Source organism: Stenotrophomonas hibiscicola ATCC 19867 (assembly GCF_000382065.1).
In the GTDB taxonomy this organism is placed as follows: Bacteria; Pseudomonadota; Gammaproteobacteria; order Xanthomonadales; family Xanthomonadaceae; genus Stenotrophomonas; species Stenotrophomonas hibiscicola.
In genome coordinates this window covers 155,760-179,997 of record NZ_KB907499.1, presented here as the reverse complement: position 1 = coordinate 179,997, position 24,238 = coordinate 155,760, and the positions used below count along the sequence as shown (strand labels likewise).

Below are 24,238 nucleotides of genomic sequence, written 5' to 3'. Positions count from 1 at the left end.
CGGAGCGGTCGGGTGTGTGCTGTTGATGATGGCTGCGGCAGTAGTGGCGATGCCGGCCGCGGCGCGGGAGACGACGGGACTGCTGCATCCGCTGTTCAGGGATCACGCCGTCCTGCAGCGTGACCGGCCCATTGCGGTCTGGGGGCACGCAAGCCCCGGGCAGCCGGTTTCCGTGACGTTTGCGGGGCAGGCGGTGAGCAGCCGGGCGGACGCCGCAGGCCGCTGGCAGGCGATGCTGCCCCCGGTGGCCGCGGGCGGTCCGTACACGCTGGAGGTAAACGCTGGGACGCGTCGGGAGATGGCGCGCGACGTGCTGGTCGGCGACGTGTGGCTGTGCTCGGGCCAGTCGAACATGGAGCTGCCGATGTGGCGCTCGCTCAACGCAGCCAGCGAGATCGCCGCAGCCACGATGCCACGGATCCGGCTGTTCACCGTGCCGCAGCACGCCGCCGTGCAGGCACAGGAGACCTTCAACGACAGCACTGCCTGGACATCGGCAACGCCTGATGCGGTGCGCGATTTCTCCGCCACCTGCTTCTACTTCGCGCGCGAACTGCAGCGCACGGTCGACGTGCCGATGGGGCTGATCGAGGCGGCGTGGGGTGGCTCGCGGATCGAGGCCTGGTCCAGCGTTGGTGCACTGCGCGGGCAGGGCGGCCTGGATGAGGCCCTCGATATCCTCGCGCGGTCTGCGCGTGATCCGCTGGAGGCACGCGCAGCCTGGGGCCGCTACTGGCAGCACTGGTGGGCCACACGCGAGGGCGCACTGTCAGGTGACGCACCATGGCGGGCGGATGCCGATGACCGCGGATGGTCGCGCGCACCGGCCACACTGGGCGCATGGGAGCGGTGGAACGAGCCCGCACTTGCCGACTACAACGGCATGGTCTGGTATCGCACGCAGGTGATGCTGAGCGCTGAACAGGCTGCACGCGGCGCGACCCTGGAGCTGGCATCGGCTGACGAGGTGGACGTGACCTGGGTGAACGGGGTCGCCGTCGGCAGCCAGTACGGCGCCGGCGAGAGGCGCTATCCGTTGCCACATGGCCTGCTGAAGGCAGGATCCAACAGCATTGCGGTCAACGTGCTGGACACCTACGGCGAAGGCGGCCTGGCCGGCCCTTCAACGGCACACCGCCTGCAGTTCGATACCGGCGAGCGGGTGCCACTGCAGGGACCGTGGATGTATCGGGTTGCGCCGGGCCAACAGGCGCCGCCGTTTGCCCCCTGGCAGGCCGCCACCGGGCTGTCGACGCTGTACAACGGAATGATCGCACCACTCGGGGGCTTCGGGCTGCGCGGCATGCTCTGGTATCAAGGTGAATCGAACACCGGCGATGGTGCGGCCTATGCAGTGCGGTTGCGTGCGCTGCGCGAGGACTGGCGACGGCAGTTCGGTGCGCGCACGCCACTGCTGCTGGTACAACTGGCCGGCTACGGCCAGCCGCCGGCTGCGCCCGCCGACAGCGGCTGGGCGCAGGTGCGTGAGGCGCAGCGGCGCGTCGCGGCCGAGGATGCGCAGAGCGGTCTTGCCATTGCCATCGACATCGGCGACGCCTACGACATCCATCCGCCGAACAAGCAGGAGCTCGGGCGCCGCCTGGCGCGCGTGGCGCGCCATGTGGTGTACGGCGAGCAGGGCATGGCACCGTCGGGCCCGCGAGCGGTCGCCGCCGTGCGGACGCCCAAGGGCGTCGCCATTGCGTTCGAGGATGTCGAAGGCGCGCTCACCGCGACCGGCGCACTGCGTCCGATCGGCTTTGAACTGTGCGAGGCCAGGGGCCATACGCGCCACTGCGAGTACGCCGATGCCGGACTGGATGCGCGCCGGATCCTGCTGCGCGGCCCGCTGTCCACGCGCGCAACGCATGTGCGCTACTGCTGGGCCGATGGCCCGGTGTGCACGCTGCGCGACCGCAGCGGGGCGCCGGCCGGCCCGTTCGAACTTCCCATTGCCGAAGCCGAGGCCCGACGATGATGACGTTGTCCAAGCAATCCCCTGTGGCCCGCGACAGGGCCGGCCTGAGGTCGATGGCGCGCCACCTGCTGGGGGCGTTGTTCCTGCTGTCGGCCGCAACCACCCGGGCCAGCGCGCCACCGGATGCTCCCCCGGTGTACTTCGACTGGTTCGAGTACCGCGGCAATGACCAGGCGTTTGAAGTGCCGCTGCCGGCCGGCCACTACCGCAATCCTGTCCTGGCCGGCTTCCATGCCGATCCCAGCGTCGTGCGCGCGAACGGCCGGTTCTACCTGGTCAATTCCAGCTTCACCTACTTCCCTGGCATTCCGGTGTTCGAAAGTGCCGACCTGGTGCACTGGAAGCAGATCGGCAATGTGATTGACCGCCCCACGCAACTGGATTTCGACGGCCTGAGCGTCTCGCGCGGCATCTTCGCGCCGACCATCGAGTACCACGACGGTACCTTCTACGTCGTCACCACCGCCACCGACAGTGGTGGCAACTTCATCGCCACCGCGCGCGATCCGGCCGGTCCGTGGTCCGATCCGCACTGGCTGCCCGGCATCGATGGCATCGACCCGTCACTGTTCTTCGACGATGACGGCAAGGTATACCTGGTCAACAACGATGCACCGCCCGGCCCGCCGCGCTACGACGGGCACCGCGCCATCTGGATGCAGCAGATCGATCTGGCGGCATTCAGGCCGGTCGGGCCGCGCCGGGTGCTGGTTGATGGAGGCGTGGAGCCGGCAAAGAATCCCATCTGGATCGAGGGACCGCACATCTACAAGCGGGAGGGCTGGTACTACCTGTCCGACGCTGAAGGAGGTACCGGGCCGCAGCATTCGCAGGTGGTGCTGCGCAGCCGCACGGTGTGGGGCCCCTACGTTCCCTATACGGGCAATCCGATCCTGACCCAACGAGAACTGCCGGACGACCGTCCACTTCCGATCACCAATGCCGGCCATGCCGACCTGGTCGAAGGCCCGGATGGCTCGTGGTGGGCGGTGTTCCTGGCCAGCCGCAACTACCAGAAGCGGCACTACAACACCGGGCGCGAGACCTACCTGTTGCCGGTACGCTGGCAGGATGGCTGGCCGCAGATCCTGCCGGTTGACCAGGCCATTCCCTATGCGGTCAAGGCCCCCGCGTGGATGCAGGGCGAGGCATCCCAGGCCCCTTCGACCGGCAATTTCGTAGCGCGCGACAATTTTGATGGCCCGACGCTTGATCCACAGTGGCTGCGCGTGCGGGTGCCCAGGCATGCCTGGGCCGACCTGGCCATGCGCCCCGGCATGCTGGCCGTGCACCCGCTCGCCGAGGATCTGGACACGCTGCGCAATCCGGCGTTTCTCGGCCGGCGCCAGCAGCATCTGCGCTTCGAGGCGAGCACCGCGATGACCCCGCCAGCTTCCGGAGTCGCCGCCGGCCTGGCGGCGTTCCAGAGCGAGGCGTACTGGTACTTCCTTGGCGTTCGTGACCTTGGCGGGGGGCGCCTCTCGCTCTTCCTCGAAGCGCGCGACGGTGGCCGCAGCACGCGGACGCTGGCCAGCCGTGAAGTACCGGTGCCTGCAGCACTGCGCCTGAAGATTGCCGGCAACGAGGGCGACTATGCGTTCTCGTTCGACACCGGCGATGGGCAGGGCTGGCAACTGCTCGCAGGCGGGGTGGACGGCACCGTTCTGAGTACGGACCGGGCAGGCGGCTTCGTGGGCGCACTGCTGGGTCCTTTCGCGCGCGACGAGCGCAACGGGAGAAGCAAATGAGGCTGTCGATTTCGTCCAAGGCCCGCCGCCGTACCTGGCGCGGTGGGATCGCCCTGTTCGTACTGACCTGTGTGGCTGCCGCCGCGTCCGCGGCTGCGCCGCGGCCCTGGCTGGACGTTTCGGCCAGCTTCGAGCAACGGGCCGCGGCACTCGTCGCGCAGATGACGCTGGAAGAGAAGGCCGCGCAGATGCAGAACGCGGCGCCGGCGATCGAACGGCTGGGGGTACCCGCCTACGACTGGTGGAACGAGGGACTGCACGGCGTCGCACGGGCAGGGCAGGCCACGGTGTTTCCGCAGGCAATCGGCCTGGCCGCGACCTTCGATGTTCCGTTGATGGGGCAGGTGGCCACGACCATCAGCGACGAGGCCCGCGCAAAGCACCACCAGTTCCTCCGCGAAGGCGCGCATGGCCGTTACCAGGGCCTCACCTTCTGGTCGCCGAACGTCAACATCTTCCGCGACCCGCGCTGGGGGCGCGGACAGGAGACCTACGGCGAGGATCCCTACCTCACCGCGCGCATGGGCGTGGCCTTCGTACGTGGCCTGCAGGGCGACGACCCCGTCTACCGCAAGCTGGACGCCACCGCCAAGCATCTGGCCGTGCACAGCGGACCGGAGGCCGACCGCCATCACTTCGATGCACGGCCCAGCCGGCGCGACCTGTATGACACCTACCTGCCGGCGTTCGAGGCGCTGGTGAAGGAGGGCGAAGTGGATGCGGTCATGGGCGCCTACAACCGCGTGTACGGCGAGTCCGCCAGTGCCAGCCGTTTCCTGCTGCACGATGTGCTTCGACGCGACTGGGGTTTCAAGGGCTACGTGGTCTCGGACTGCTGGGCCATCGTCGATATCTGGAAGCACCACCGTATCGTCACCACGCGCGAAGCCGCTGCGGCGCTGGCGGTGAGGAACGGCACCGAGCTGGAATGCGGCCAGGAGTACGCAACGCTGCCTGCCGCAGTGCGCCAAGGGCTGATCAGCGAGGCGGAGATCGACGATGCGGTGACCCGCCTGTTCACCGCACGGATGCGCCTGGGCATGTTCGATCCGCCGGAGCGGGTGCGCTGGGCGCGCACTCCGGCCTCGTTGAACCAGGCGCCGGCCCATGATGCGCTGGCCCTCAAGGCCGCGCAGGCATCGCTCGTGCTGCTGAAGAACGACGGCATCCTTCCACTGTCGCGCGACATCAAGCGCATTGCCGTGGTCGGACCCACTGCCGACGACACCATGGCACTGCTCGGCAACTACTTCGGCACACCGGCGGCGCCGGTGACGATCCTGCAGGGCATACGCGAGGCGGCCAAGGGCGTTGAAGTGCGTTATGCCCGCGGCGTCGACCTGGTGGAGGGCCGCGACGATCCCGGCGCCACACCGCTGATCGAGCCGACCTATCTGCGGTCCTCGGCGGAGTCGCCCGAGCGCGGCCTGCGCGGTGAGTACTTCCGCACGCCCGACTTGTCCGGCACTCCGGCCCTGGTGCGTACCGACGCGCAGATCGGCTTCCGCTGGGACCGCGGCTCGCCGACCGACAACCTGCTGGCTCGCGGCGAAGCGGCACCAGGGCAGGGCATACCCAACGACCGCTTCAGCATCCGCTGGAGCGGCCAACTGCTGCCGCCCGTGTCCGGTCGCTACCGGCTGGAGGTGGCCGGCGATGATGGCTACCGCCTCTATCTGGACGGCAAGCGCGTGATCGATCACTGGGTGAACACGGATCGCCTGCATGCCGAGGGTGTCGAACTCGACCTGCAGGCCGGGCGTGCTTATGAGCTGAAGCTGGAGTACTACGACGACCAGCGCGATGCCGGCGTGCGCCTGGGCTGGCGCATGCCCGGCGCCAAGGCACCGTTCGATGAAGCGCTCGATGCCGCACGCGATGCCGATGTGGTGGTGTTCGTTGGTGGACTCACCGGCGATGTCGAAGGCGAAGAGATGACGGTCAACTACCCGGGCTTTGCCGGTGGCGACCGTACCGACCTGCGGCTGCCCGCGCCGCAGCGCACCCTGCTGGAGGCCCTGCACGGCACCGGCAAGCCGGTGGTGATGGTGCTTACCGGTGGCTCGGCCATCGCCGTGGACTGGGCGCAGGCGCATCTACCGGCGATCCTGATGAGCTGGTACCCCGGGCAACGCGGCGGCACCGCAGTCGGTCAGGCGCTGTTTGGCGACGTCAATCCCGCCGGCCGTTTGCCGGTCACGTTCTACAAGGCCGGCGAAGCGATGCCGGCATTCGACGACTACGCCATGGAGGGCCGCACCTATCGCTACTTCCGCGGCACGCCGCTGTATCCGTTCGGTCACGGTCTGTCGTATACGTGGTTCGATTATGCAACGCTTCGCCTCGATGCAGACAGTGTCCGTGCCGATGGCCGCCTGGGCGTGGCGGTGGATGTGGCCAACGCGGGCGCGCGCAGCGGTGACGAAGTGGTGCAGCTGTACGTGCGGCGCGAGCACGCTGGCAGCGGCGACGCCGTGCAGGAACTGCGTGGCTTCCAGCGCGTCCAGCTGGCTCCGGGCGAACGCCGCACGGTGACGTTCACCCTGGAGGCGGCGCAGGCCCTGCGCCACTATGACGAGGCGCGCGCGGCGTACGCGGTGCAGCCCGGTGCCTACGAGGTCAGGGTGGGGGCGTCCAGTGCCGATATACGTGCGCAGGGCAGGTTCACCGTGGTGCCCGCGCATGACTGATCATCCCCGCCGGCATCGATTCCGCTTCGACCAGATTCCTTTTCAAGGACGTCCGCTGCATGGCAAGCACTGAACACGCGCTATCGGTACGCGAGAAGCTCGGCTACAGCCTGGGCGATCTCGCCGCCAACCTGATCTTCCAGACCCTGATCACCTACCTGGCGTTCTTCTACACCGACGTCTACCGCCTGCCGGCTGCCACCGCGGCCACGATCATCTTCGTGGTGGGCCTGCTGGGTGCGTTCGTGTTCACGCCGTTGATCGGCATCGCGGCGGACCGCACGTCCACACGCTGGGGCCGCTTCCGCCCATGGATCCTGTGGACAGCCATTCCGTTCGGCGTGCTGTCGCTGCTGGCGTTCAGCACCCCGGACCTGGGCGAGCGCGGAAAAGTGATCTATGCACTGGCCACCTACGCGCTGCTGGTCTGCGTCTACGCCGCGAACAACCTGCCGTACTCGGCGCTGAGCGGCGTGCTGACCGGCAGCATGGCCCAGCGCAACAGCCTCTCGGCCTACCGCTTCGTGGCTGTGATGGTCGCGCAGTTCATCATCCAGGTGCTGCTGATGCCGATGGTGCTGATCCTGGGCGATGGCGACCGGGTGCGCGGCTTCGAGCAAGTCATGACCGCATTCGCCATCATCGGCACGGCGTTCTTCCTGATCACGTTCGCCACCACTCGCGAACGCATCGTGCCGACGCGCGAGCAGACCGGCGGCATAGTGCAGGACCTGTCGGACCTGCTGCACAACCGCCCGTGGCAGGTGATGCTGGCGCTGACCGTGCTGGTGTTCATCAACCTGGCCTTGAAAGGCGGCACCTACATCTATTACTTCCAGTACTACATGAGCGAAGCGGCGCTGGCCGGCTTCCTGGAAAACTCTGGCTTCAACGGCCTGATCCGTGCATTGAATGGCGCCCTCGCCAGCGCCGGTTTCGCGGCGTTCACCTGGCCGAAGGATGCGGCCACCTCGGTGTTCAGCCTGTTCAACGCGTGCGGCATCCTCTGCATGATCCTGGGTATCGGCGCATCACGGCGGCTGGCGGATCGCTTCGGCAAGCGCGATGTCTTCGGTGGCGCCCTGTTTGTCTCGACCCTGTTCCTGCTGGCCTTCTACCTGTTCCCCCCGACGGCGGTGGCGGTGGCGTTCGCAGCCTTCATGCTGCATGGCTTCTGCTATGGCATCACCATCCCGTTGCTGTGGGCGATGATCGCCGACGTCGCGGACTACTCGGAGTGGAAGAACCATCGAAGGGCAACGGCGATCATCTTCTCGGCGATGTTGTGCGGGCTGAAGATCGGCCTCAGCGTCGGAGGCGCGCTGGTCGCCGCGATCCTTGCCCACTACGGCTACCAGGCAGGACTGGCGCAACAGCCTGAGGGCGTGGTGCAGGGCATCCGCTTGACCGTAAGCGTCTACTGCTCCCTTCCTTTCCTGCTCGCCGTGGCGCTGCTGTTCTTCTACAGGATCGACAAGCGCACCGAAACCCGCATCGAGCAGGACCTCCACCTGCGTCGACGTTCCGCCGACGCCTCCGCGTAACGCCAAGATGACAACCATGATCGACCTCCATGCCGGCGAAGACGGCCAGGCCAGCAAAGCCCGTCTTGCGCAGCTCACCGCGCACGCCATTTCGCAACCGCTGGTGACCCACATCTACACCGCCGACCCTTCGGCGCACGTGTTCGAGGGGCGCCTGTACATCTATCCCTCGCACGACATCGATGGTGGCCAGCCATTTGACGACGAAGGTGGCCATTTCGGCATGCAGGATTACCATGTGCTGAAGATGGATACGCCCGATAGCGCGGCCATGGATTGCGGCATGGCGCTGCACGTGCGCGACGTGCCCTGGGCGCGGAAACAGATGTGGGCCCCCGATGCCGCCTGCCGCGGTGGCCACTACTACCTGTACTTCCCGGCCAAGGACGCCGAGGGCCGGTTCCGCATCGGCGTGGCGATCGGTACGCGGCCGGAGGGCCCGTTCGTGCCCCAGCCGGAGCCGATCAAGGGCGCGTACTCGATCGACCCGGCCGTGTTCGAAGACGAGGATGGCAGCCACTACCTGTACTTCGGCGGCATCTGGGGCGGGCAGCTGCAGAAGTATCGCGACAACCAGTACAGCGAGGCCCACGAGGAACCCGAGGGCAGCGCGCCGGCGCTGGGGCCGCGCGTGGGCCGCCTGGACGCCTGCATGACCGAGCTGGCCGAACCCACCCGCGAAGTGCAGATCCTGGATGAGCATGGCCAGCCGCTGCGTGCGGACGACCATGCGCGCCGCTTCTTCGAAGGCCCGTGGCTGCACAGGTACCAGGGTCGCTACTATCTGTCGTACTCCACTGGCAACACCCACCAGCTGTGCTACGCCATCGGCGACAGCCCGTATGGCCCGTTCACCTACGCTGGTGTGATCCTCACCCCCGTCGTGGGCTGGACCACCCACCACTCCATCTGCCAGTTCGAAGGGCAGTGGTACCTGTTCTATCACGATGCACTGATGTCCGGCGGCATCACCCACCTGCGCTCGGCCAAGTGCACACCGCTGCACATGGAGCCGGACGGAAGCATCCGCACGATCAATCCGTATGGGGCCTGAGCGCATGCTGCCGGTGGATGATGCGCTGGCCCCGCTGCCGGCCGGTGAACTGCACTGGCTGAGATGCGGCGAACTGGAGGTTGCGCTCGCCGCAGGGGCGGGCGGGCGCGTGGCGCACCTGCGTTACCGGGGCGTGGAGTGGCTGGTGGATGCGCAGGAAGGCGGGGTGGCTGCGATCGCCTGGGGCTGCTACCCGATGGTGCCCTGGGCGGGGCGCATCCGCCATGGAACGTTCCACTTTGACGGCAGGCCGCATCGGCTGCCGCTCAACTTCAACGGGCACGCCATTCATGGGTTGGGCTTCTCGCGACCGTGGCAGATCGACCGGCTGGATGCGGCGGCAGCCAGGTTGTCGCTGGCGTTACCGCGCGACGGCTACTGGCCCTTCGGTGGCATCGCCATGCTGGACCTGCAGCTGCAGGCCCACACCCTGCAGATGCGCCTTTCGGTCCAGGCCGGCGAGCAGGCGATGCCGGCGGTGCTGGGCTGGCATCCCTGGTTCCGGAAGCCGGACCGGCTGCTGTTCACGCCTCGTGCGATGTACCCGCGGGACGGGGAAGGTATTGCCACGCTGCCCTGTGTGGCTCCCACTACCGGTCCCTGGGATGACTGCTTCATCGCCGACAGTGACATCACGCTGATACGCGAAGGCCAGCACCTGCGGCTGCGCTCGGACCACGACCATTGGGTGGTCTACGACGGCACGCCGCACGCCACCTGTGTGGAGCCGCAGAGCGGCCCGCCGGACGGCTTCACGCTGGCGCCGCACCGGCTGGAGCCCGGCCAGCGCCTCGCGTTGACGTTCGACCTGGCGTGGGCAGCGGACAGGGCGTGAGCCTGGCACTGGCATGCGTCTCCCCGAACCTGCGGTGCCGGCACAGCAGGACGACCGGCTGCGGATCCTGAACACGCCGAGGAAAGGTGCACCGCTGGTCGGATAGTGGCGATCGGATCACGGAATACACACGATGGGAACATCCCAGGTCCTCGGATGGGCTACGGTGAGGCCATCGGAATCTGGGGGGATTCGTCACAGGAGCAACCGATGCCTATCAGGGCAGTGGTATACGTCAGCGAAGCCAGCCCAACTGTTGTGGGCGACAACGGGCGCAAGGAGGGCAACAGGCTGGACCAGCTGGTCGACAACGCCGCACGTTTCAACCGGGACGCCGGCGTTACCGGCGTGCTTCTCTTCGATGGCGGGCGGTTTCTCCAGTACATGGAGGGACCGGAGGACGGGTTGCGGGTGGCGTACGCGCGTGTGCTGGGCGCAACCAGCCACGCAGGGCTGGTGGAGCTGCAGCGGGGCAGGGTGGGCAACCGGCGCCTGCCGTTCTGGCCGATGCGCTGGCTTGCGGTAGAGCCCGGGCAGTTGAAGTCGCTGGCCCACGCGGACTGGGTCGGCTTCGTGCAGCGTGGCGATACGTCGGCCGGTGGGCAATCGGCAATGGATCTGCTGGTGGGACTGGTGGAGCCGTACGCCCTTGCCGCATAACGCAAGGGGATTGCCAACGTACGCTACGGGCGAGCAGTCATCTCCTGCATTTCCAGTCAACCCGCACTGCCCGCGATCACTGCATCGTGCAGATCATGCTGGCGTGCCGGTTCATTGGACAGGTCCGGACGGACGATGCAGGGCAGGTGCCATGCCGCTCTCCGCGTGAAGACCCTGCACAGTCGTGACACGGTGCTTTCACTGCCGCCGACATCCGTGATGGCCACACTGCAGGCTCCTTCCAGAGCAGGAGGTGCCCGATGGCTACCTGTGATGTCTGCGGCAACGACTACGACAAGAGCTTCACCGTACAGCAAGGCGGGCGTAGCGGCACGTTCGATTCCTTCGAATGCGCGATCCATGCGTTCGCCCCGCGCTGCGCCCACTGCGATTGCGTCGTCATCGGACACGGTGTCGAGGGAAACGGCCGGATTTTCTGCTGCGCACATTGCGCCGGTCATGCCGGTGTAAAGGGTGTCGCAGACCGGGCTTGAGCCGAATGCTGCTCCATCCCGCTGGTCATGCCGGCACCAGAGAAGCAATTCGTGCCACCCGGGCTGCCCCCGAATCGGCGAGCAGCGCCATTGCTCGCTGTTTCTGTGACGGCATCCCCGCCACGGCCTCCCTTGCCAGGACGACGTCGAACTCCCTGGCGTTGGCGTCCAACGCGGTTGCCAGCACACACGAATCGGCTGTCATCCCGCTGAGCCAAAGTCGGCGCACGCCCAACTTGGCCAGCAGGACCGGCAGCGGGGTGGCGAGGAACGCCGAGTGCTTGGGCTTGAGTACAAAGTAGTGATCGGGCAGGGGCGAGAGCAGCTCGGCTATCCGCCCGGCTGCGCCCCCGTCCCGCCTGCACTGCGCAACCTGTTGTCGGAAGTCACGCTTCCAGTCGGAGAAATTGTCATTGGCATAGATGACCGGCCACCTGCGGTCATCGAAGTGGTCTCTCAAACGCCGGATCTGTCTGGCCGCCCGCTCCGCAACGGGCGCAAGATCCTGCGCGCCGGGGAAGTCGAAACGGCTGAACATGTCGATGATCAGCAACGCCGTCGATGGATCCTGTCCCATGGCTCAATCACCTGTCTGTGCGTGCGGGGCCTCGACCGGCTTGGACTGCGGTGAATCCTTCTGGCGCAGGAAGATCGTCAGTACAACCAGGGACAGCACGGCGAGAAATTCGCTCTGCCAGTTCTGCATCGATTCAAACCAGAATGTGCTGCTGGCCAGGTGCTGCAGGAAGCCGGGTGCGGGCAGGCCCCGCAACAGCTGCTCGGCTTGCTCGGCTCGCCAGCTTCCCAACGCATGCAGCGTGAAGCTCAACAGGAACAACAGCCCGAAGGCGATTGCAAGCGAATGACCGTACACCACCTTCCAGACGCCGCCACGCCTCACCGGCCAGGGCGTAGGTCCTGGCTCGACGCGGCTCTGCTCCTGTGCAGGATCCAACGGCCGCGATTCAGCCGAGCCACGCTGGCGAAGGGTGACGGTCAGGAGAACATACATGCCCATCTGCAGGAATTCGCTCTCCCAGTTCTCGAATGTGGCGCTGACGAAGTGGCCGGTCGCCAGGTAGTGCCATAGATCGATCGGCGCGCGCCCGTGCTGCGTCAACTCCTGGTTGTGGACATGGTGCCCCGCAACTGCCTGCCCAACGATGAACACGACGGTGAGTGCAAGCAGCACCAGCGAGAGACCGTTGCGTTTCCACATGCAACACCTCGATCAGCTGTTCCAGAGACCGTGCCGAAGCATGCGCGGGCAAGAGGGCAGGGCTCGTGATCACTGCGCATCGAGGATGTGAGGCGGGCTCAACGCTTGCCTGTCGGGTCAGGATCCGGCCGCTCGTAGTCTTCAGGTACCGCCTTGGGGCCGTCCCCATCGTCGGGCATGTCGTGGTCCTTCCACCTGGCCTGGTCGTTGCGACGTTTGTCCGGCGTGTGGGCCTTCGACTGATCGTCCACGTCCGTGGTTGGATTGAAAGGCAACTTGTCGTTCATGAGCAGCTCCTGCGGCGAGAACCTGAAGCCTGCACCGCGCCGGGTTAACGCCACGGCGCCGCGGAATGAACGCCGCGCACACCCGGATGTCACCGCAGCGGGGGGACTGCCCTGCGATGCTGGTGTTCCGATCTTTCTGGAGAACCGCGATGCAGGCATTGACCTATCACGGCCGCAGGGATGTGCGCGTCGAGACCGTGCCGGACCCGGTGCTGGCGGCCGAGGATGATCTGATCCTGAGGGTGACCGCCACCGCCATCTGTGGTTCGGACCTGCACCTGTACCGGGGCAAGATTCCTGACCTGCACGATGGCGATGTGCTGGGCCACGAATTCATGGGCGTGGTGGAAGAGGTCGGCAGCGGCGTGACCCAGGTGAAACCCGGTGATCGCGTGGTGATTCCGTTTGTGATTGCCTGTGGCGAGTGCTTCCACTGCCGGCTGGCCGAGTATGCCGCCTGCGAGACCACCAATCCGGGCAAGGGCGCCGCACTGAACCAGAAGGGCATACTGCCTCCGGCCGCATTGTTCGGCTACAGCCATCTGTATGGCGGCGTGGCCGGCGGGCAGGCCGAATTCGTACGCGTGCCGAAGGCGAATGTAGGCCCGCTGCGCATCCCGGAAGGCGTGGCCGACGAGCAGGTTCTGTTCCTTTCGGACATCCTGCCCACCGGCTACCAGGCCGCGCTGAACGCTGGGGTCAAGCCCGGCTCGACGGTGGCCATCTTCGGTGCCGGGCCGGTGGGGCTGATGAGCGCAGCATGCTGCCGACTGCTGGGGGCCGAGACCATCTTCATGGTGGACCATCTTCGCTACCGCCTTGACTACGCGCGTCGCGCCTACGGGGTGACCCCCATCGACTTCAGGGAGATCGAGGACCCGGCCGATTACATCCTGACCCAGACCAGCGGGCGGGGCGCAGACGCCTGCATCGAGGCCGTAGGCTTCGAGGCCGAAGGGAGTGCGCTGGAGTCAGCGCTGACCGCCGTGAAACTGGAAGGCAGCAGCGGGGTGGCGATCCGGCAGTGCATCGCCGCGGCCCGCCGCGGCGGCGTTGTCAGCATCCCCGGTGTCTATGCCGGCTTCATCCACGGTTTCCTGCTGGGTGACGCGTTCGACAAGGGCTTGACGTTCAAGATGGGGCAGACCCACGTGCAGGGACTGATGCCGGAGCTGCTCGACGCCATCTTGGAAGGAAAGCTGGATCCGGGTGACATCATCTCGCACCGGATGCGCCTGGCCGATGCAGCGCAGGGCTATGCGATGTTTGATGCCAAGGATGACGACTGCCGCAAGATCGTTCTGACACCGTGAGCGTGGCGCCATGAGTGCGATTGTCGTGGGCTGTGTGTACACACTGTGGTTGGTGGCCGGTTCGCTGGACTTCCATTTTCACCGCCGGACCGACCTTCCACACACCTCCGCGATGCGCGAAAGCCTGTTGCATGGGGTGCAGCTGCTTCTGATCGGCAGCGGCGTGCTGGCGTGGCTGCTGCTGGAAAACACGTTGTCGCTGGTCACGCTCCTGGCGCTTCTGGTCATTGCTCACGCAATCGCCGGCTACCTGGACACCGTCAGCGCAGACGGCCGCAGACGCATCAGTCCGGCGGAGCAGCATGTGCACAGTGTGCTGGATGCCGCGCCGTGGGTCCTGTTGGCCTGGGTGGCCTGGCAGGCCCATCCTCGATGGTCGCTCAGTGTGGAACCGGCAGCACCCGGGATCTGGTGGTGGGTCCTGCTGCCGGCGTCTGGCCTGGTGGTGCTGCCTTGGCTGTGGGAGCTTCTCCAGTGCGTGAGGGCGAGAGCGAGGCGCCCGCGCTGACCGGGTGAGGATCACCGCACAGGGTATTCATGGGCAGGCCACGCTTCCAGCCGAGTGATGTGGCCGCCGGCGCCTGCGCCCATTACCATCTACAGCCGTGAACGCTGTTGGCGCTGAACCGCTCGGCGCGGGAGCGCAGAAGCTCCCGCCTGCCGACGCGTTATCGCAGCGTGCAGCTCGGGGAGGGCACTGGTAGCCCGGCGATTGAACACCTCATCCCTGCCTACATCAGCGCGGCGATCATTGAAGTGCAGGAAATTTTTTCCTGCGCCAGAAGGAACGAATGTGCCCCTCCGTGCAGTCGCCTACGCAAGTGAGGCGACATCGGGGCTTTCCATGGACCATGTGGATGACCTCGCCAGGGCCACCGCCCGCTTCAACCTTGAAGCCGGCGTTACGGGTGTGCTTCTTTATGACGGGCTCCGCTTCCTGCAGTACATCGAGGGGCCGGAAGACAGCATCAACGTGGTGTACAGCCGCATTCTCAGTGCCCGCAGCCATCGCGAGCTGATCGAACTGGGCCGCGGCAGGGTTTCCGGCAGGTTCTTTCCCTATTGGTCGATGCGATTGCTGTGGGTTGAGGCCTCCGAGATCCGCAGCGTCGCGCACGGCAACTGGGATGGCCTCTCCCGTGGTGGCGCGCTGCGCCAGCTGGGCCTGGTGGTAGCCCCGCACCTGGGGTGACGGTTGCATGGATTCAATGCGGGGGCGGCTGCGCGCAGGTATCGCCCAGCACGCGCCGAACCGTGTCCTGCAATTGACTCACATGGAACGGTTTGGCAACGAAGGCTGCGCGCCGGTGGCGCTGCGGCACCAACTGGTCGTAGACCGCAGAGACGAACAGGTAGGGGATGCCGAGTTCTGCCAGGCGATCAGCGACGGGAAAGACCACACCGTCGCGAAGTTCGACATCGAGCACGGCGCCGTCGAATCGCTGGGTGTCCAGCAGCCCGAGAGCGTCGAACACGCTGTAGGCATGCGTCACCTGATCACCGACGTCCTCAAGGGCGTGCTCCATGAGTGCGGCCAGGTCGAGTTGGTCTTCCACCAGCAGCAGGTTGCATCTGCGCTGGCTCATTGCGGATTGCATGCGTACATGCCTGTGTTGTCCTGGGAACACGAGTTTCTGCTGTGCTGCATCAAGATCCTGCGTGCGCATTGTCAGTCCGGCGCGAAGCCTTGCGCGCGTGACCAACCTCGTGGAGGAGGCGTGGAGGGCCTTATGGATTTCGTTGACGGCTTCTTGGCATGCGCTGTGGATACTGCCGCCGACCCCTGTATCGGAGTTTCTGTCATGCCTCTATCCGGAAACGAAGCGGCCTCTCCAGGCGTGCTGCGTATCGAGTGCATGCCGCTCGATTGTGGCGGCGCCGCCATTGTCGTGGAACTGGACCGTACGCCTGAACGGACATGGATGAAGTCGCTGAAGCGGGCATTGCAGGCCGACGATGCCCTTGAAGGCGCACAGGCCAAATTTGATGGCCGTTTTGTCTATGTCGTGGGCGTGGACGGGGGTGGGCACCGCGCTCAACACCGCGTGATGCAGGCCGTGATGGCGGCGGACGGCGGGGGCGCTTCGAACACCCGCCCCCGGGGCCCCAGGGCGGGCGCGGTCGCATCGAGCGCCCTGGCGACCTGAGGGCGCCCCGGGTCCAGTCCGGGGTGCGGATGTTATCGCTGCATCAGCGCTGCGTGCAATGCCAACCTGCGGCGGCTCACATCGCCCGACAACGCGGTGATTGCGCTCGCTCCACGATGGTCTCCGGAGGCATGTCGCCCCGCACCGGAGATCGAGATGGCAGACCAGAACACCGCCCGAAGCGAGCGCCTGCTGAAGTGGCTGCAGGACGCGTACGCCATGGAACAGGAAGCGGAGACCATGATGAAGGCCATGGCTTCGCGGATCGAGAACTATCCCCAGCTTGCCGCACGCATCAGCCAGCACGTCCAGGAGACGCAGGGGCAGTCTGCCTCACTGCGGCAGTGCATTGAGGCGCTGGGAGGAAGCGTGCCCACCGCGAAGGGATTGTTCGCGAGCATGACCGCCGCCATCCACGCCGCCGGCAACACGCTGATGGAGGACGAGGTGGTCAAGAGCGTGGGCCTTTCATTCGGCTTTGAGAACACCGAGATCGCCACGTACAGGGCGCTGGTGATCGCTGCCGAGCGCGCCGGCGCGCCCGACATTGCGGCGGTGTGCGGCCAGATCCTGCAGGAAGAGGTTGCCATGGCGCGCTGGCTGGAGGACCACCAGGACGGGCTGGTCGGAGCGTTCCTCAACCGTGACGAAACGCCCGGCGCCCAAGCCAAGCGTTGACCCCTAAGCCAGCCCACACCAGCCACCGGAGAAGCCCTCATGTTCTTTCATCACAAGAAACTGATGTATACCGTGCGCGTCCGCGAATCCAACCCGCAGCTCGCCAGCCTCATGCTTGAACAGTTCGGCGGCCCACAGGGCGAGTTGGCCGCCGCGATGCGCTACTTCACCCAGGGACTTGGCGAATGCGATCCCGGGCGCAAGGACCTGTTGATGGACATCGCCACCGAGGAGATCAGTCATCTGGAGATCATCGGCACCATCATCGCCATGCTCAACCGTGGGCCCAAGGCGATCCAGTCCGAAGGGCTTGCCGAGGCCGAGGACATGCGGCTGCTGGGCCAGAACAGCACCAGCCACACCGAACAGATCCTGTACGGCGGAGGCCCCGCGCTGGTCAATTCCAGCGGGGTGCCGTGGACAGCCGCCTACATCGACTCGATCGGCGACCCCACCGCCGACCTGCGCTCGAACATCGCGGCCGAAGCGCGCGCCAAGCTGGTGTATGAGCGCCTGATCAACGTTACCGACGACCCGGGCATCAAGGATGCGCTGCGCTTCCTGATGACCCGCGAGATCGCGCACATGAAGTCGTTCGAGAAAGCGTTGCACAGCATCCAGCCCAACTTCCCACCGGGCAAGCTGCCGGGGGATCCGGCGTTCACCGATCTGTACATGGACATGTCGCAGGGTGACGGCGCCGACGATCTGCAGGGCAGCTGGAACAGCGGCGAGCTCTGGGAGCGGGTCAGCGACCGCGACGCACAGGCCGCTGTGGATGGTGGCGACGGCGGCGGCACGGTGGACCTGGACCCGCGCGAACAAGCGGCGGTGCAGGCCATGACCCTGCGCACACTCTCCGACCCGGAAGCGCGGCCGGCCACCGGGGCCGAGCTGGGGGCAGGCCCGGGTGCAGGTGCACTGGACCTGCCGCCACGCGAGCCGTGAAAGAAGCCGGGGCGCCCGTTCGCGGCGCTCCGGTTGCAACGCCCCTGAGCCGCGTGGGGCGTACAAAAGTGGGCGGACATCACGTCCGCCCACGAAGGGATGCAACGGGTTTCAGCGCCGATCAGCGCTGCTGGCCACCGCGGTTGTTGCCGCCGCCGCGTTCCTGCTGTTGCTGCCCGCCGCCCTGGTTGCCGCCCTGGTTGCCACCACCGCGACTGTTCTGGCCGCCTTCGCGGCCGATGTCAGCCATGTGCTGGCGGTCCTGGCTCACTGCTTCGCCGCCCTTGCGGCCGGCTTCGCGTGCTTCTTCCGAGCTGAATTCATGGGCGTTGCCTGACTCGTGCGCGGCACGTCCGACCTTGGCGGCGATCTCGCGCTGCTTGTCCTCGTCCATCGAAGCGAAACCGCGGTTGCTGGTGCCCTGGTTCTGGTTCTGGTTGGCCATGGAAAGTCTCCTTGGGCTCAGCCGCCTCATTGGCGGCAGCGACCATCTTCCAGATCCGGCGCTAGACGGCGGTGGCACGACCGCCAACGTCGCGTCATCCGGAAGGCTCTGATTCCTCATCCGGCCTCCACGAACATCCCTGCACGCGTGCGCACAGTGGCAGACACACGTTCCGCGGCCCAACCGTGCGTCAACGCGATGCGGAAGGTACACGCCACAGTTCGACGCAGCCTCCACACCGGTCTCACCGCGCGTACGATCGGTGTGGCTAAGGTAGAGCGGTCTGCAACAACCGGTGGTGCCATGCCCTTCAGAGCGATTGCCTATGTAAGTGAAGCCTCCCGCAACCTGACGGAACAGCGGCTGCAGCAACTCGTGGCGGAGGCGGTGCAGTTCAACGAGTCCGCCGATGTCACCGGCACATTGCTGTTCGATGGCTCGCGCTTCCTGCAGTACCTGGAAGGCCCGGAGGCAGGGGTCAAGGCGGTGTACACGCGCATTCTGGCTGCAAGCAGCCACAGCGGAATCGTCGAACTGAACCGGGGCAGGGTGGGTCGCCGACAGTTTCCGCGCTGGCGGATGCGCAGCGTGCGGGTGGATGAGCTCGCGCTGGGAAAGATCGCCATTTCCGACTGGACCGGATTCGTGCGCAGCGCGTCGGCGCTGCAGTCGGGCACCAGTGCCCTGGATCGACTACTGTCGGTTTCGCAATCGCAGACGGAAGCAAGCGCGGGTGGCATCATCGAACCAGACGGGCAGCTGGCACGATGAAGGCCACAGCCGCCCCGGTTGCGTCCGGCCCACCACGCGTCGGTTGTGCGGGATGGTCGCTGCCGCGGGCGGATCAGGAAGCGTTCGGCGCGGGCGACAGCCTACTGCAGCGCTATGCCACACGCCTGTCGATGGTGGAGATCAACTCTTCCTTCTATCGACCGCACCAGCCCAGGACTTACGCGCGATGGGCGGCGAGCGTTCCAGAGGGCTTCCGGTTCGCGGTGAAACTCCCGCGCGAGATCAGCCATGAGCGTCGGCTGCGCGATGCAATGCAGCCGCTCGAACAGTTCCTTGAGGGCGTGCTGGAGCTGGGTGGAAAGCTCGGTCCGTTGCTGCTGCAGCTGCCGCCCAGCCTGGTGTACGACACGGCCACGGCCGAAGCCTTCCTGCGGGGCCTTCGCGCGCGCACGCAGGCCGATGTAGCGTGCGAGCCGCGGCATCCGAGTTGGTTCACGGCGGACGTGGATGCGCTGCTGAGCGCGCATGGCGTTGCACGGGTAGCCGCAGATCCGGCACGTGTGCCGGCGGCAGCGGTTCCCGGCGGTGATCGTGCGTGGAGCTACTGGCGCTGGCACGGCCAGCCGCAGATCTATCGCAGTGTGTACAGCGAACAGGCCCTGGCGGAACTGGCGCAAGGGCTGCGGCGCGAAGCTGATGCGCAACGGCCGGCCTGGTTCGTACTGGACAATACAGCACTGGGCCATGCCACCGGCAACGCACTGCGCCTGCAGGCGCTGCTGCAGGAGAACGCCCATGCCTGAAGGTCCTTCCATCGTACTGCTGCGCGAAGCCACTAGCCATTTCAAAGGGCACGTGGTCCGCACCGTCTCCGGAAACAGCCGCATCGACCTGTCGCCGCTGCAGGGCCGAAGGGTCAAGGCGGTCCACAGTTGGGGCAAGCACTTCCTGCTGGAATTCAGCCGCCACACACTGCGCATCCATCTGATGATGTTCGGCAGCTGGCGCATCGACGAACGGAAGCCAACCCCGGCGCGTGTATCCCTGCTGTTCGACAATGGCGAGCTGAACTTCTATGCGTGTTCCGTGCGGCTGATCGACGAGCCGTTGGACGACGTCTACGACTGGCGCGCGGACGTGATGAACGATGCCTGGGATCCGACGCTGGCCCGGCGCAAGCTGAAGGCAATGCCGGAAGTCATGGTCTGCGATGCGCTTCTGGACCAGACGGTCTTTGCCGGCGTGGGCAACATCATCAAGAACGAGGTGCTGTTCCGTATAGGCGTGCACCCCGCCACCCGCTTGGGCGACCTGCCGCCACGCAGGCTTACCGCGCTGATCGAACAGGCGCGCGCCTACAGCTTCGACTTCCTGGAATGGAAGCGGCGCTTCGAGCTGAAGAAGCATTGGCAGGTGCACACGAAGAAGGTCTGTCCCCTGTGCGGTGGCCCAATCAGCAAGCTCTACATGGGGACCACGCGGCGGCGCACGTTCTTCTGCCCCAATGATCAGGTGCTTTACAGGCACTGAGGCCGCCGTCCGTGGCAGCCGGGTTCCAAGGCGCGCCGATCAGGCGGCCTGCGCGGCCTTGGCGTTGCCGCCGCCCTTGGCCAGCAGGGTCAGCTTTTCGTCGGTGGCCTTCTCTTCCTCAAGCGTCTCCAGCAGCAGCGGCAGGGCGTCCTTGTAGCCCAGCTGCTTGGCCAGCGCGGCAATGGTCCCGTAGGACGCAATCTCGTAATGCTCGACCTTCTGCGCGCCGCCGATCAGCGCAGCATCCCGCACAGGGCCCTTGTCGATGCTGTCGATCACTTCCTTGCCTTCCTCCACCAGGCCCTCCATCGCCGCGCACTTGATGCGCTTCAGGCGAATGCCCAGGATCTCGACAACCTGGTCGATGCGTTCGATCTGGCCCTGGGTCTCTTCCAGGTGCGTCTCAAACGCCGTGGCCAAGTCCGGATTCTCGGCCGCACGGGCCAGGCGTGGGAGGGCCTTGGTCAGCTGCTTCTCGGCGCTGTAGATATCCGAGAGTTCGTGGATGAACAGGTCTTCCGCCGTCTTGATAGCCATACTGGGCTCCGCAGTGAGTGGAGCGATCAGCGTAGGGTCTTCCCGGTTGCGATCAGGCAGGTGCCAGGTGAAGGCGGCATGTGAAGGTCCACGCGAACCGTGCGCGTGCCCTTCACGATGCGGGATCCGCCACTGCGGGTTGGCGCCGGTGCCGCCAGGCCTTCGCCATGGCTTCACAATGGCATCGCCTCGTGCCCATGCACCGGGCGGTACGGTCACTTCACGCCCGACCACGCGCGGAGACTCCCATGAGCGATGACAAGCAGAAGACCGGCCGCCCGGACCGGGATCGCATCAACGTCAACGAAGATTACGAGCTGCAGTACTGGACCACCACGCTGGGCGTGTCCGCCAAGGAACTTCGTGCTGCTGTGGCGGCGGTCGGACCCACCGTCGTTGCTGTCCGCAAGCATCTGGGAAAATAGCGCGGAGTTGCCCATGTCCCTGGTCGAGTACCGCCGCAAGCGCAGTTTTGACAAGACCAAGGAGCCCGAGCCGGGCAAGGCGCTACCGAAAGGGCAACGCGCCATTTTCGTGGTGCAGCTGCACCATGCCAGCCGGAGGCACTATGACTTCCGCCTTCAGGTAGGGGACGCGCTGAAGAGTTGGGCCGTGCCCAAGGGGCCCAGTTACGACCCGAAGGTCAAGCGCATGGCGGTGGAGGTGGAAGATCATCCTGTCGACTATGCGGCCTTCGAAGGCGAAATCCCCAAAGGCCAGTACGGCGGTGGCCATGTGGCCCAGTTCGACCATGGCGTGTGGGCGACGCAGGGCGACCCGGAAGCCCAGCTCGCCAAGGGCCATCTGCGCTTCGAACTGTTCGGCGCCAAACTGAAGGGCGGATGGCATCTGGTCCGCTCCGGGAAGCCGGCGCGCCAACCGCAGTGGCTGCTGTTCAAGGATGACGACGAATTCGCCAGCGACATCGAGGCAGACGATCTGCTGGCGGATGTCGCTGAAGCGCCAGCGGAGGATCTGAAGCGGGCCGGGGCCGGCAAGAGCGCGAAGAAGCGGCTCACCGTGGTACCCGTCAAGCGCATCCGACGAACGAACTGGGCGAAGAAGGCGCTGGCGCTCAGCAAGGCAAGAAAGGCCGCAGCGCCGTCCGGTCCATTCGAACCGCAGTTGGCCAAGCTGGGAGACGCGCCGCCCCAGGGCGAGCAGTGGGTCCACGAGATCAAGTGGGACGGGTACCGCATCCTCGCCACGGTCGCCAAGGGCAAGGTGCAGCTGTGGTCCCGGAATGCACTGGAATGGACCGGCAAGATCCCCGAGATACGTGACGCGGTGGCGGCGCTGGGCCTGACTTCAGCCGCACTGGACGGTGAGCTCATCGCCGGCGCCGGCACCAAGGAGGACTTCAACCTGCTGCAGGCCACGCTCTCCGGCGAGCGCCAGGGCGTGCTGACGTATGCCCTGTTTGATCTGCTGCATCTTGATGGCGTGGACGTCGCCGATGCGCCGCTCCTGGAGCGCAAGGCCTTGCTGCAGTCCTTGCTGGAAGGGCAGGGCAGCCCGTTGGCGTTCAGTTCCCATGTGCAGGGCGATGGCGACGAGGCCTATCGCCTGGCCGGTGAGCAGCATTTCGAAGGCATCATTTCCAAGCGCGCCGACGGCAGCTACCACAGCGGCCGCAGTGATGACTGGCGCAAGACCAAACAGCTGGCCAGCGACGAGTTTGCGGTGGTGGGCTACACCGCACCCAAAGGCAGCCGTGCCGGCTTCGGCGCGCTGCTGCTGGCCCGTCCAGATGCGGAGCACGGCTGGCTTTACGCCGGCCGGGTGGGGTCCGGGTTCTCGGACGAGCTGATCGGCGACATCAGCAAGCGCATCAAGGGCGGCGGCGGCCGCAAGCCAACCGCGTACGTGCCCACCCAGGACACCGACCTGCGCGCTGCGACCTGGTTCGAGCCGCGATTCGTGGTGGAGGTCTTCTACCGCGGGATCGGCGGGCAGAAGCTGTTGCGCCAGGCGTCGCTGAAGGCAGTGCGCGCGGACAAGGATATCGCCGACCTCGCCGATTCCGATCGCGCTGGAACGGCCCTGGCGGCGGCGCGCACACCGGCACCCCCGCGGCCTGCGCGCAAGACCAGGCTGGCACCGGTGGCGGATCGCGCGCCGCCATCGCTGTCCTCGCCGGGCAAGATCCTGTTCCCCGGCGACGGTTACACCAAGCAGGACGTGTGGGATTACTACACGGCAGTGATGGAGCACCTGCTTCCCGAGGTGATTGACCGCCCGCTCTCGATCATCCGATGCCCCAGTGGCGCCACAAAGCCCTGCTTCTTCCAGAAACACCATACGGCCGGGCTGGAGCTGGTCGACGCAGTAAAGCTCAAGGAAGAAAGCGGGGTAAACGCGCATTACCTGGTGGTGCGTGACCCGGCCAGCCTGCTGGAACTGGTGCAGTTCAACGCATTGGAATTCCACCCGTGGGGCAGCCACGCCGAAACGTCCGACAAGGCCGACCGGGTGGTGTTCGATCTGGATCCAGGACCTGACGTTCCCTTTGCCGAGGTCAGGAAAGCGGCCACCGACATCCGCAAACTGCTGGCGCAGCTGGAACTGGAGTCGTTCCTGCGGGTATCCGGCGGCAAGGGCCTGCACGTGGTCGTGCCGCTCGATCCGGGATGTGATTGGGACCTGACCAAGCGCTTCGCCAGAGGCTTCGCCGAAGCGCTGGCGCAATCCGAGCCCCAGCGGTTCGTGGCAACGGCCACCAAAAGCCTGCGCAACAAGCGGATCTTCGTCGACTACCTGCGCAATGGGCGCGGTGCAACGGCGGTCGCGTCCTACTCGCTGCGGGCCAGGCCGGGGGCACCGGTGGCGCTGCCGATTGCATGGAGTGATCTGTCAAAACTCAAGCGCGCCGACGGGTTCACGATCAAGGATGTGCCGGCAAAGCTCAAACGACGCCGCAAGGATCCGTGGGCCGGCATCGGGCAAGTGAAACAGAATCTCGCGCGATGGGCGCAGTCAGACCCGTAGCAAACGGCCAGGGGCCTCCATAGCCCGCCGGCCACGGAATCTCTCCGCTGCACAGATGGAGGTGCCCGGTGCGCATCACGCAGTACAGCCGGGCCTCCGGGTCCGCACTGGCAGCAATGTAGTCCAGCGCTTCGGCGAGCATGCGCATGAACTGCTGCTCGGGGTAGAGCGCCGCCCATTCCGGCAGCATTTCCTCCAGTTGCGCGATGATCAGGTCGAGCTCCAGGTGCGTGCTCACTGCGGGTTCCGCCTTCCGGGCAAGCTGGCAACCGCACCGCAAGGAGGGTGTTGTGGGCCGCACAGCGGACGCAGGCGTGCCGTCTACGCGATGTTCACCCACCCCCTGCTCGGCATCGCTACGGCTACGTGTGTGAGGATTTTCTGCACGGCCGCACCACGGCTGTTTCACCC

The 24,238-nt window shown here is 66.1% G+C and carries 26 protein-coding genes; 19 read left to right on the top strand and 7 right to left on the bottom strand.

Annotated elements, in window-relative coordinates; genetic code table 11:
• Positions 1-25: 25 nt before the first annotated feature.
• The 8 genes from G370_RS0105735 to G370_RS1000000121240 all read left to right on the top strand — a co-directional run bounded on the left by G370_RS0105735 (position 26) and on the right by G370_RS1000000121240 (position 11,003).
• The gene (locus G370_RS0105735; RefSeq protein ID WP_080112503.1) at positions 26-1,978 is read left to right on the top strand and encodes a sialate O-acetylesterase; all 1,953 of its coding nucleotides are present in this window, start codon (positions 26-28) and stop codon (positions 1,976-1,978) included.
• Between the two features lie 53 nt (positions 1,979-2,031).
• On the top strand, positions 2,032-3,726 hold the full coding sequence (locus tag G370_RS0105730; RefSeq protein WP_019659730.1) for a glycoside hydrolase family 43 protein: 1,695 nt from the start codon (positions 2,032-2,034) through the stop codon (positions 3,724-3,726).
• A complete protein-coding gene (locus G370_RS0105725; RefSeq protein ID WP_019659729.1) occupies positions 3,723-6,416 on the top strand; it encodes a glycoside hydrolase family 3 protein in 2,694 nt (897 codons plus the stop codon). The genes G370_RS0105730 and G370_RS0105725 overlap by 4 nt, the downstream gene beginning before the upstream one ends.
• 59 nt (positions 6,417-6,475) lie before the next feature.
• Complete coding sequence (locus G370_RS0105720) at positions 6,476-7,960, top strand: MFS transporter (RefSeq protein ID WP_019659728.1); 1,485 nt, start codon at positions 6,476-6,478, stop codon at positions 7,958-7,960.
• Between the two features lie 16 nt (positions 7,961-7,976).
• The gene (locus G370_RS0105715) at positions 7,977-9,014 is read left to right on the top strand and encodes a glycoside hydrolase family 43 protein (RefSeq protein WP_019659727.1); all 1,038 of its coding nucleotides are present in this window, start codon (positions 7,977-7,979) and stop codon (positions 9,012-9,014) included.
• Positions 9,004-9,849 carry an aldose epimerase family protein gene (locus G370_RS0105710; RefSeq protein ID WP_019659726.1) on the top strand — a complete coding sequence of 282 codons (846 nt, stop codon included), beginning with the start codon at positions 9,004-9,006 and terminating at the stop codon, positions 9,847-9,849. Before G370_RS0105715 ends, G370_RS0105710 begins: the two co-directional genes overlap by 11 nt.
• A 210-nt stretch (positions 9,850-10,059) precedes the next feature.
• Positions 10,060-10,509: a BLUF domain-containing protein gene (locus G370_RS0105705; RefSeq protein WP_026346989.1), complete on the top strand. Its 450-nt coding sequence runs from the start codon at positions 10,060-10,062 to the stop codon at positions 10,507-10,509.
• Between the two features lie 260 nt (positions 10,510-10,769).
• Positions 10,770-11,003 carry a hypothetical protein gene (locus G370_RS1000000121240; protein WP_080112502.1) on the top strand — a complete coding sequence of 78 codons (234 nt, stop codon included), beginning with the start codon at positions 10,770-10,772 and terminating at the stop codon, positions 11,001-11,003.
• Between the two features lie 25 nt (positions 11,004-11,028).
• Here the strand turns inward: G370_RS1000000121240 and G370_RS0105700 are convergent, their stop codons facing one another.
• The 3 genes from G370_RS0105700 to G370_RS0105690 form a co-directional block, all read right to left on the bottom strand.
• Positions 11,029-11,580 carry a cysteine hydrolase family protein gene (locus G370_RS0105700; RefSeq protein ID WP_019659724.1) on the bottom strand — a complete coding sequence of 184 codons (552 nt, stop codon included), beginning with the start codon at positions 11,578-11,580 and terminating at the stop codon, positions 11,029-11,031.
• A 3-nt stretch (positions 11,581-11,583) separates the two neighbouring features.
• A complete protein-coding gene (locus tag G370_RS0105695; RefSeq protein WP_019659723.1) occupies positions 11,584-12,222 on the bottom strand; it encodes a DUF6766 family protein in 639 nt (212 codons plus the stop codon).
• Positions 12,223-12,320: 98 nt separating this feature from the next.
• On the bottom strand, positions 12,321-12,509 hold the full coding sequence (locus tag G370_RS0105690; RefSeq protein WP_019337695.1) for a hypothetical protein: 189 nt from the start codon (positions 12,507-12,509) through the stop codon (positions 12,321-12,323).
• Between the two features lie 149 nt (positions 12,510-12,658).
• On the opposite strand from G370_RS0105690, the gene G370_RS0105685 reads away from it, so the two are divergent.
• The 3 genes from G370_RS0105685 (at position 12,659) to G370_RS0105675 (ending at position 15,014) form a co-directional block, all read left to right on the top strand.
• Positions 12,659-13,822 carry a zinc-dependent alcohol dehydrogenase gene (locus G370_RS0105685; RefSeq protein WP_019659722.1) on the top strand — a complete coding sequence of 388 codons (1,164 nt, stop codon included), beginning with the start codon at positions 12,659-12,661 and terminating at the stop codon, positions 13,820-13,822.
• Between the two features lie 10 nt (positions 13,823-13,832).
• On the top strand, positions 13,833-14,330 hold the full coding sequence (locus tag G370_RS0105680; protein WP_019659721.1) for a hypothetical protein: 498 nt from the start codon (positions 13,833-13,835) through the stop codon (positions 14,328-14,330).
• Between the two features lie 285 nt (positions 14,331-14,615).
• Positions 14,616-15,014, top strand: a complete 399-nt coding sequence (locus G370_RS0105675; protein WP_026346988.1) for a BLUF domain-containing protein — start codon at positions 14,616-14,618, stop codon at positions 15,012-15,014.
• A gap of 13 nt (positions 15,015-15,027) precedes the next feature.
• Here the strand turns inward: G370_RS0105675 and G370_RS0105670 are convergent, their stop codons facing one another.
• On the bottom strand, positions 15,028-15,420 hold the full coding sequence (locus G370_RS0105670; RefSeq protein ID WP_026346987.1) for a response regulator: 393 nt from the start codon (positions 15,418-15,420) through the stop codon (positions 15,028-15,030).
• Positions 15,421-15,552: 132 nt separating this feature from the next.
• On the opposite strand from G370_RS0105670, the gene G370_RS1000000121870 reads away from it, so the two are divergent.
• From G370_RS1000000121870 to G370_RS0105655, 3 genes are all read left to right on the top strand, one after another.
• On the top strand, positions 15,553-15,969 hold the full coding sequence (locus G370_RS1000000121870) for a hypothetical protein (protein WP_019659718.1): 417 nt from the start codon (positions 15,553-15,555) through the stop codon (positions 15,967-15,969).
• 156 nt (positions 15,970-16,125) lie between these two features.
• A complete protein-coding gene (locus G370_RS0105660; protein ID WP_019659717.1) occupies positions 16,126-16,647 on the top strand; it encodes a ferritin-like domain-containing protein in 522 nt (173 codons plus the stop codon).
• Positions 16,648-16,686: 39 nt separating this feature from the next.
• Positions 16,687-17,595, top strand: coding sequence for a manganese catalase family protein (locus tag G370_RS0105655; RefSeq protein WP_019659716.1), 909 nt, complete (start codon positions 16,687-16,689; stop codon positions 17,593-17,595).
• 121 nt (positions 17,596-17,716) lie between these two features.
• Here G370_RS0105655 and G370_RS0105650 read toward each other — a convergent pair whose 3' ends face one another.
• Positions 17,717-18,040, bottom strand: a complete 324-nt coding sequence (locus G370_RS0105650) for a KGG domain-containing protein (RefSeq protein ID WP_019659715.1) — start codon at positions 18,038-18,040, stop codon at positions 17,717-17,719.
• A gap of 303 nt (positions 18,041-18,343) precedes the next feature.
• On the opposite strand from G370_RS0105650, the gene G370_RS0105645 reads away from it, so the two are divergent.
• Genes G370_RS0105645 through G370_RS0105635 form a run of 3 tightly spaced genes read left to right on the top strand, consistent with a single transcriptional unit; the run spans position 18,344 to position 20,302 of the window.
• A complete protein-coding gene (locus tag G370_RS0105645) occupies positions 18,344-18,811 on the top strand; it encodes a BLUF domain-containing protein (RefSeq protein ID WP_019659714.1) in 468 nt (155 codons plus the stop codon).
• Positions 18,808-19,575: a DUF72 domain-containing protein gene (locus G370_RS0105640; RefSeq protein WP_026346986.1), complete on the top strand. Its 768-nt coding sequence runs from the start codon at positions 18,808-18,810 to the stop codon at positions 19,573-19,575. The genes G370_RS0105645 and G370_RS0105640 overlap by 4 nt, the downstream gene beginning before the upstream one ends.
• Positions 19,568-20,302, top strand: a complete 735-nt coding sequence (locus G370_RS0105635) for a DNA-formamidopyrimidine glycosylase family protein (protein ID WP_019659712.1) — start codon at positions 19,568-19,570, stop codon at positions 20,300-20,302. The genes G370_RS0105640 and G370_RS0105635 overlap by 8 nt, the downstream gene beginning before the upstream one ends.
• A 39-nt stretch (positions 20,303-20,341) precedes the next feature.
• On the opposite strand, the gene G370_RS0105630 is transcribed toward G370_RS0105635, so the two are convergent.
• Entirely contained in the window at positions 20,342-20,839 is a 498-nt protein-coding gene (locus G370_RS0105630; protein ID WP_019659711.1) for a YciE/YciF ferroxidase family protein, read from the bottom strand.
• Between the two features lie 248 nt (positions 20,840-21,087).
• On the opposite strand from G370_RS0105630, the gene G370_RS1000000121235 reads away from it, so the two are divergent.
• Both G370_RS1000000121235 and ligD read left to right on the top strand, forming a co-directional pair.
• Positions 21,088-21,264: a DUF3606 domain-containing protein gene (locus G370_RS1000000121235; RefSeq protein WP_019659710.1), complete on the top strand. Its 177-nt coding sequence runs from the start codon at positions 21,088-21,090 to the stop codon at positions 21,262-21,264.
• 13 nt (positions 21,265-21,277) lie between these two features.
• The gene (gene ligD, locus G370_RS0105620) at positions 21,278-23,827 is read left to right on the top strand and encodes a DNA ligase D (RefSeq protein WP_019659709.1); all 2,550 of its coding nucleotides are present in this window, start codon (positions 21,278-21,280) and stop codon (positions 23,825-23,827) included.
• Here ligD and G370_RS1000000121230 read toward each other — a convergent pair.
• Complete coding sequence (locus G370_RS1000000121230; protein WP_233652830.1) at positions 23,745-24,065, bottom strand: hypothetical protein; 321 nt, start codon at positions 24,063-24,065, stop codon at positions 23,745-23,747. The genes ligD and G370_RS1000000121230 overlap by 83 nt on opposite strands.
• Positions 24,066-24,238: the final 173 nt, after the last annotated feature.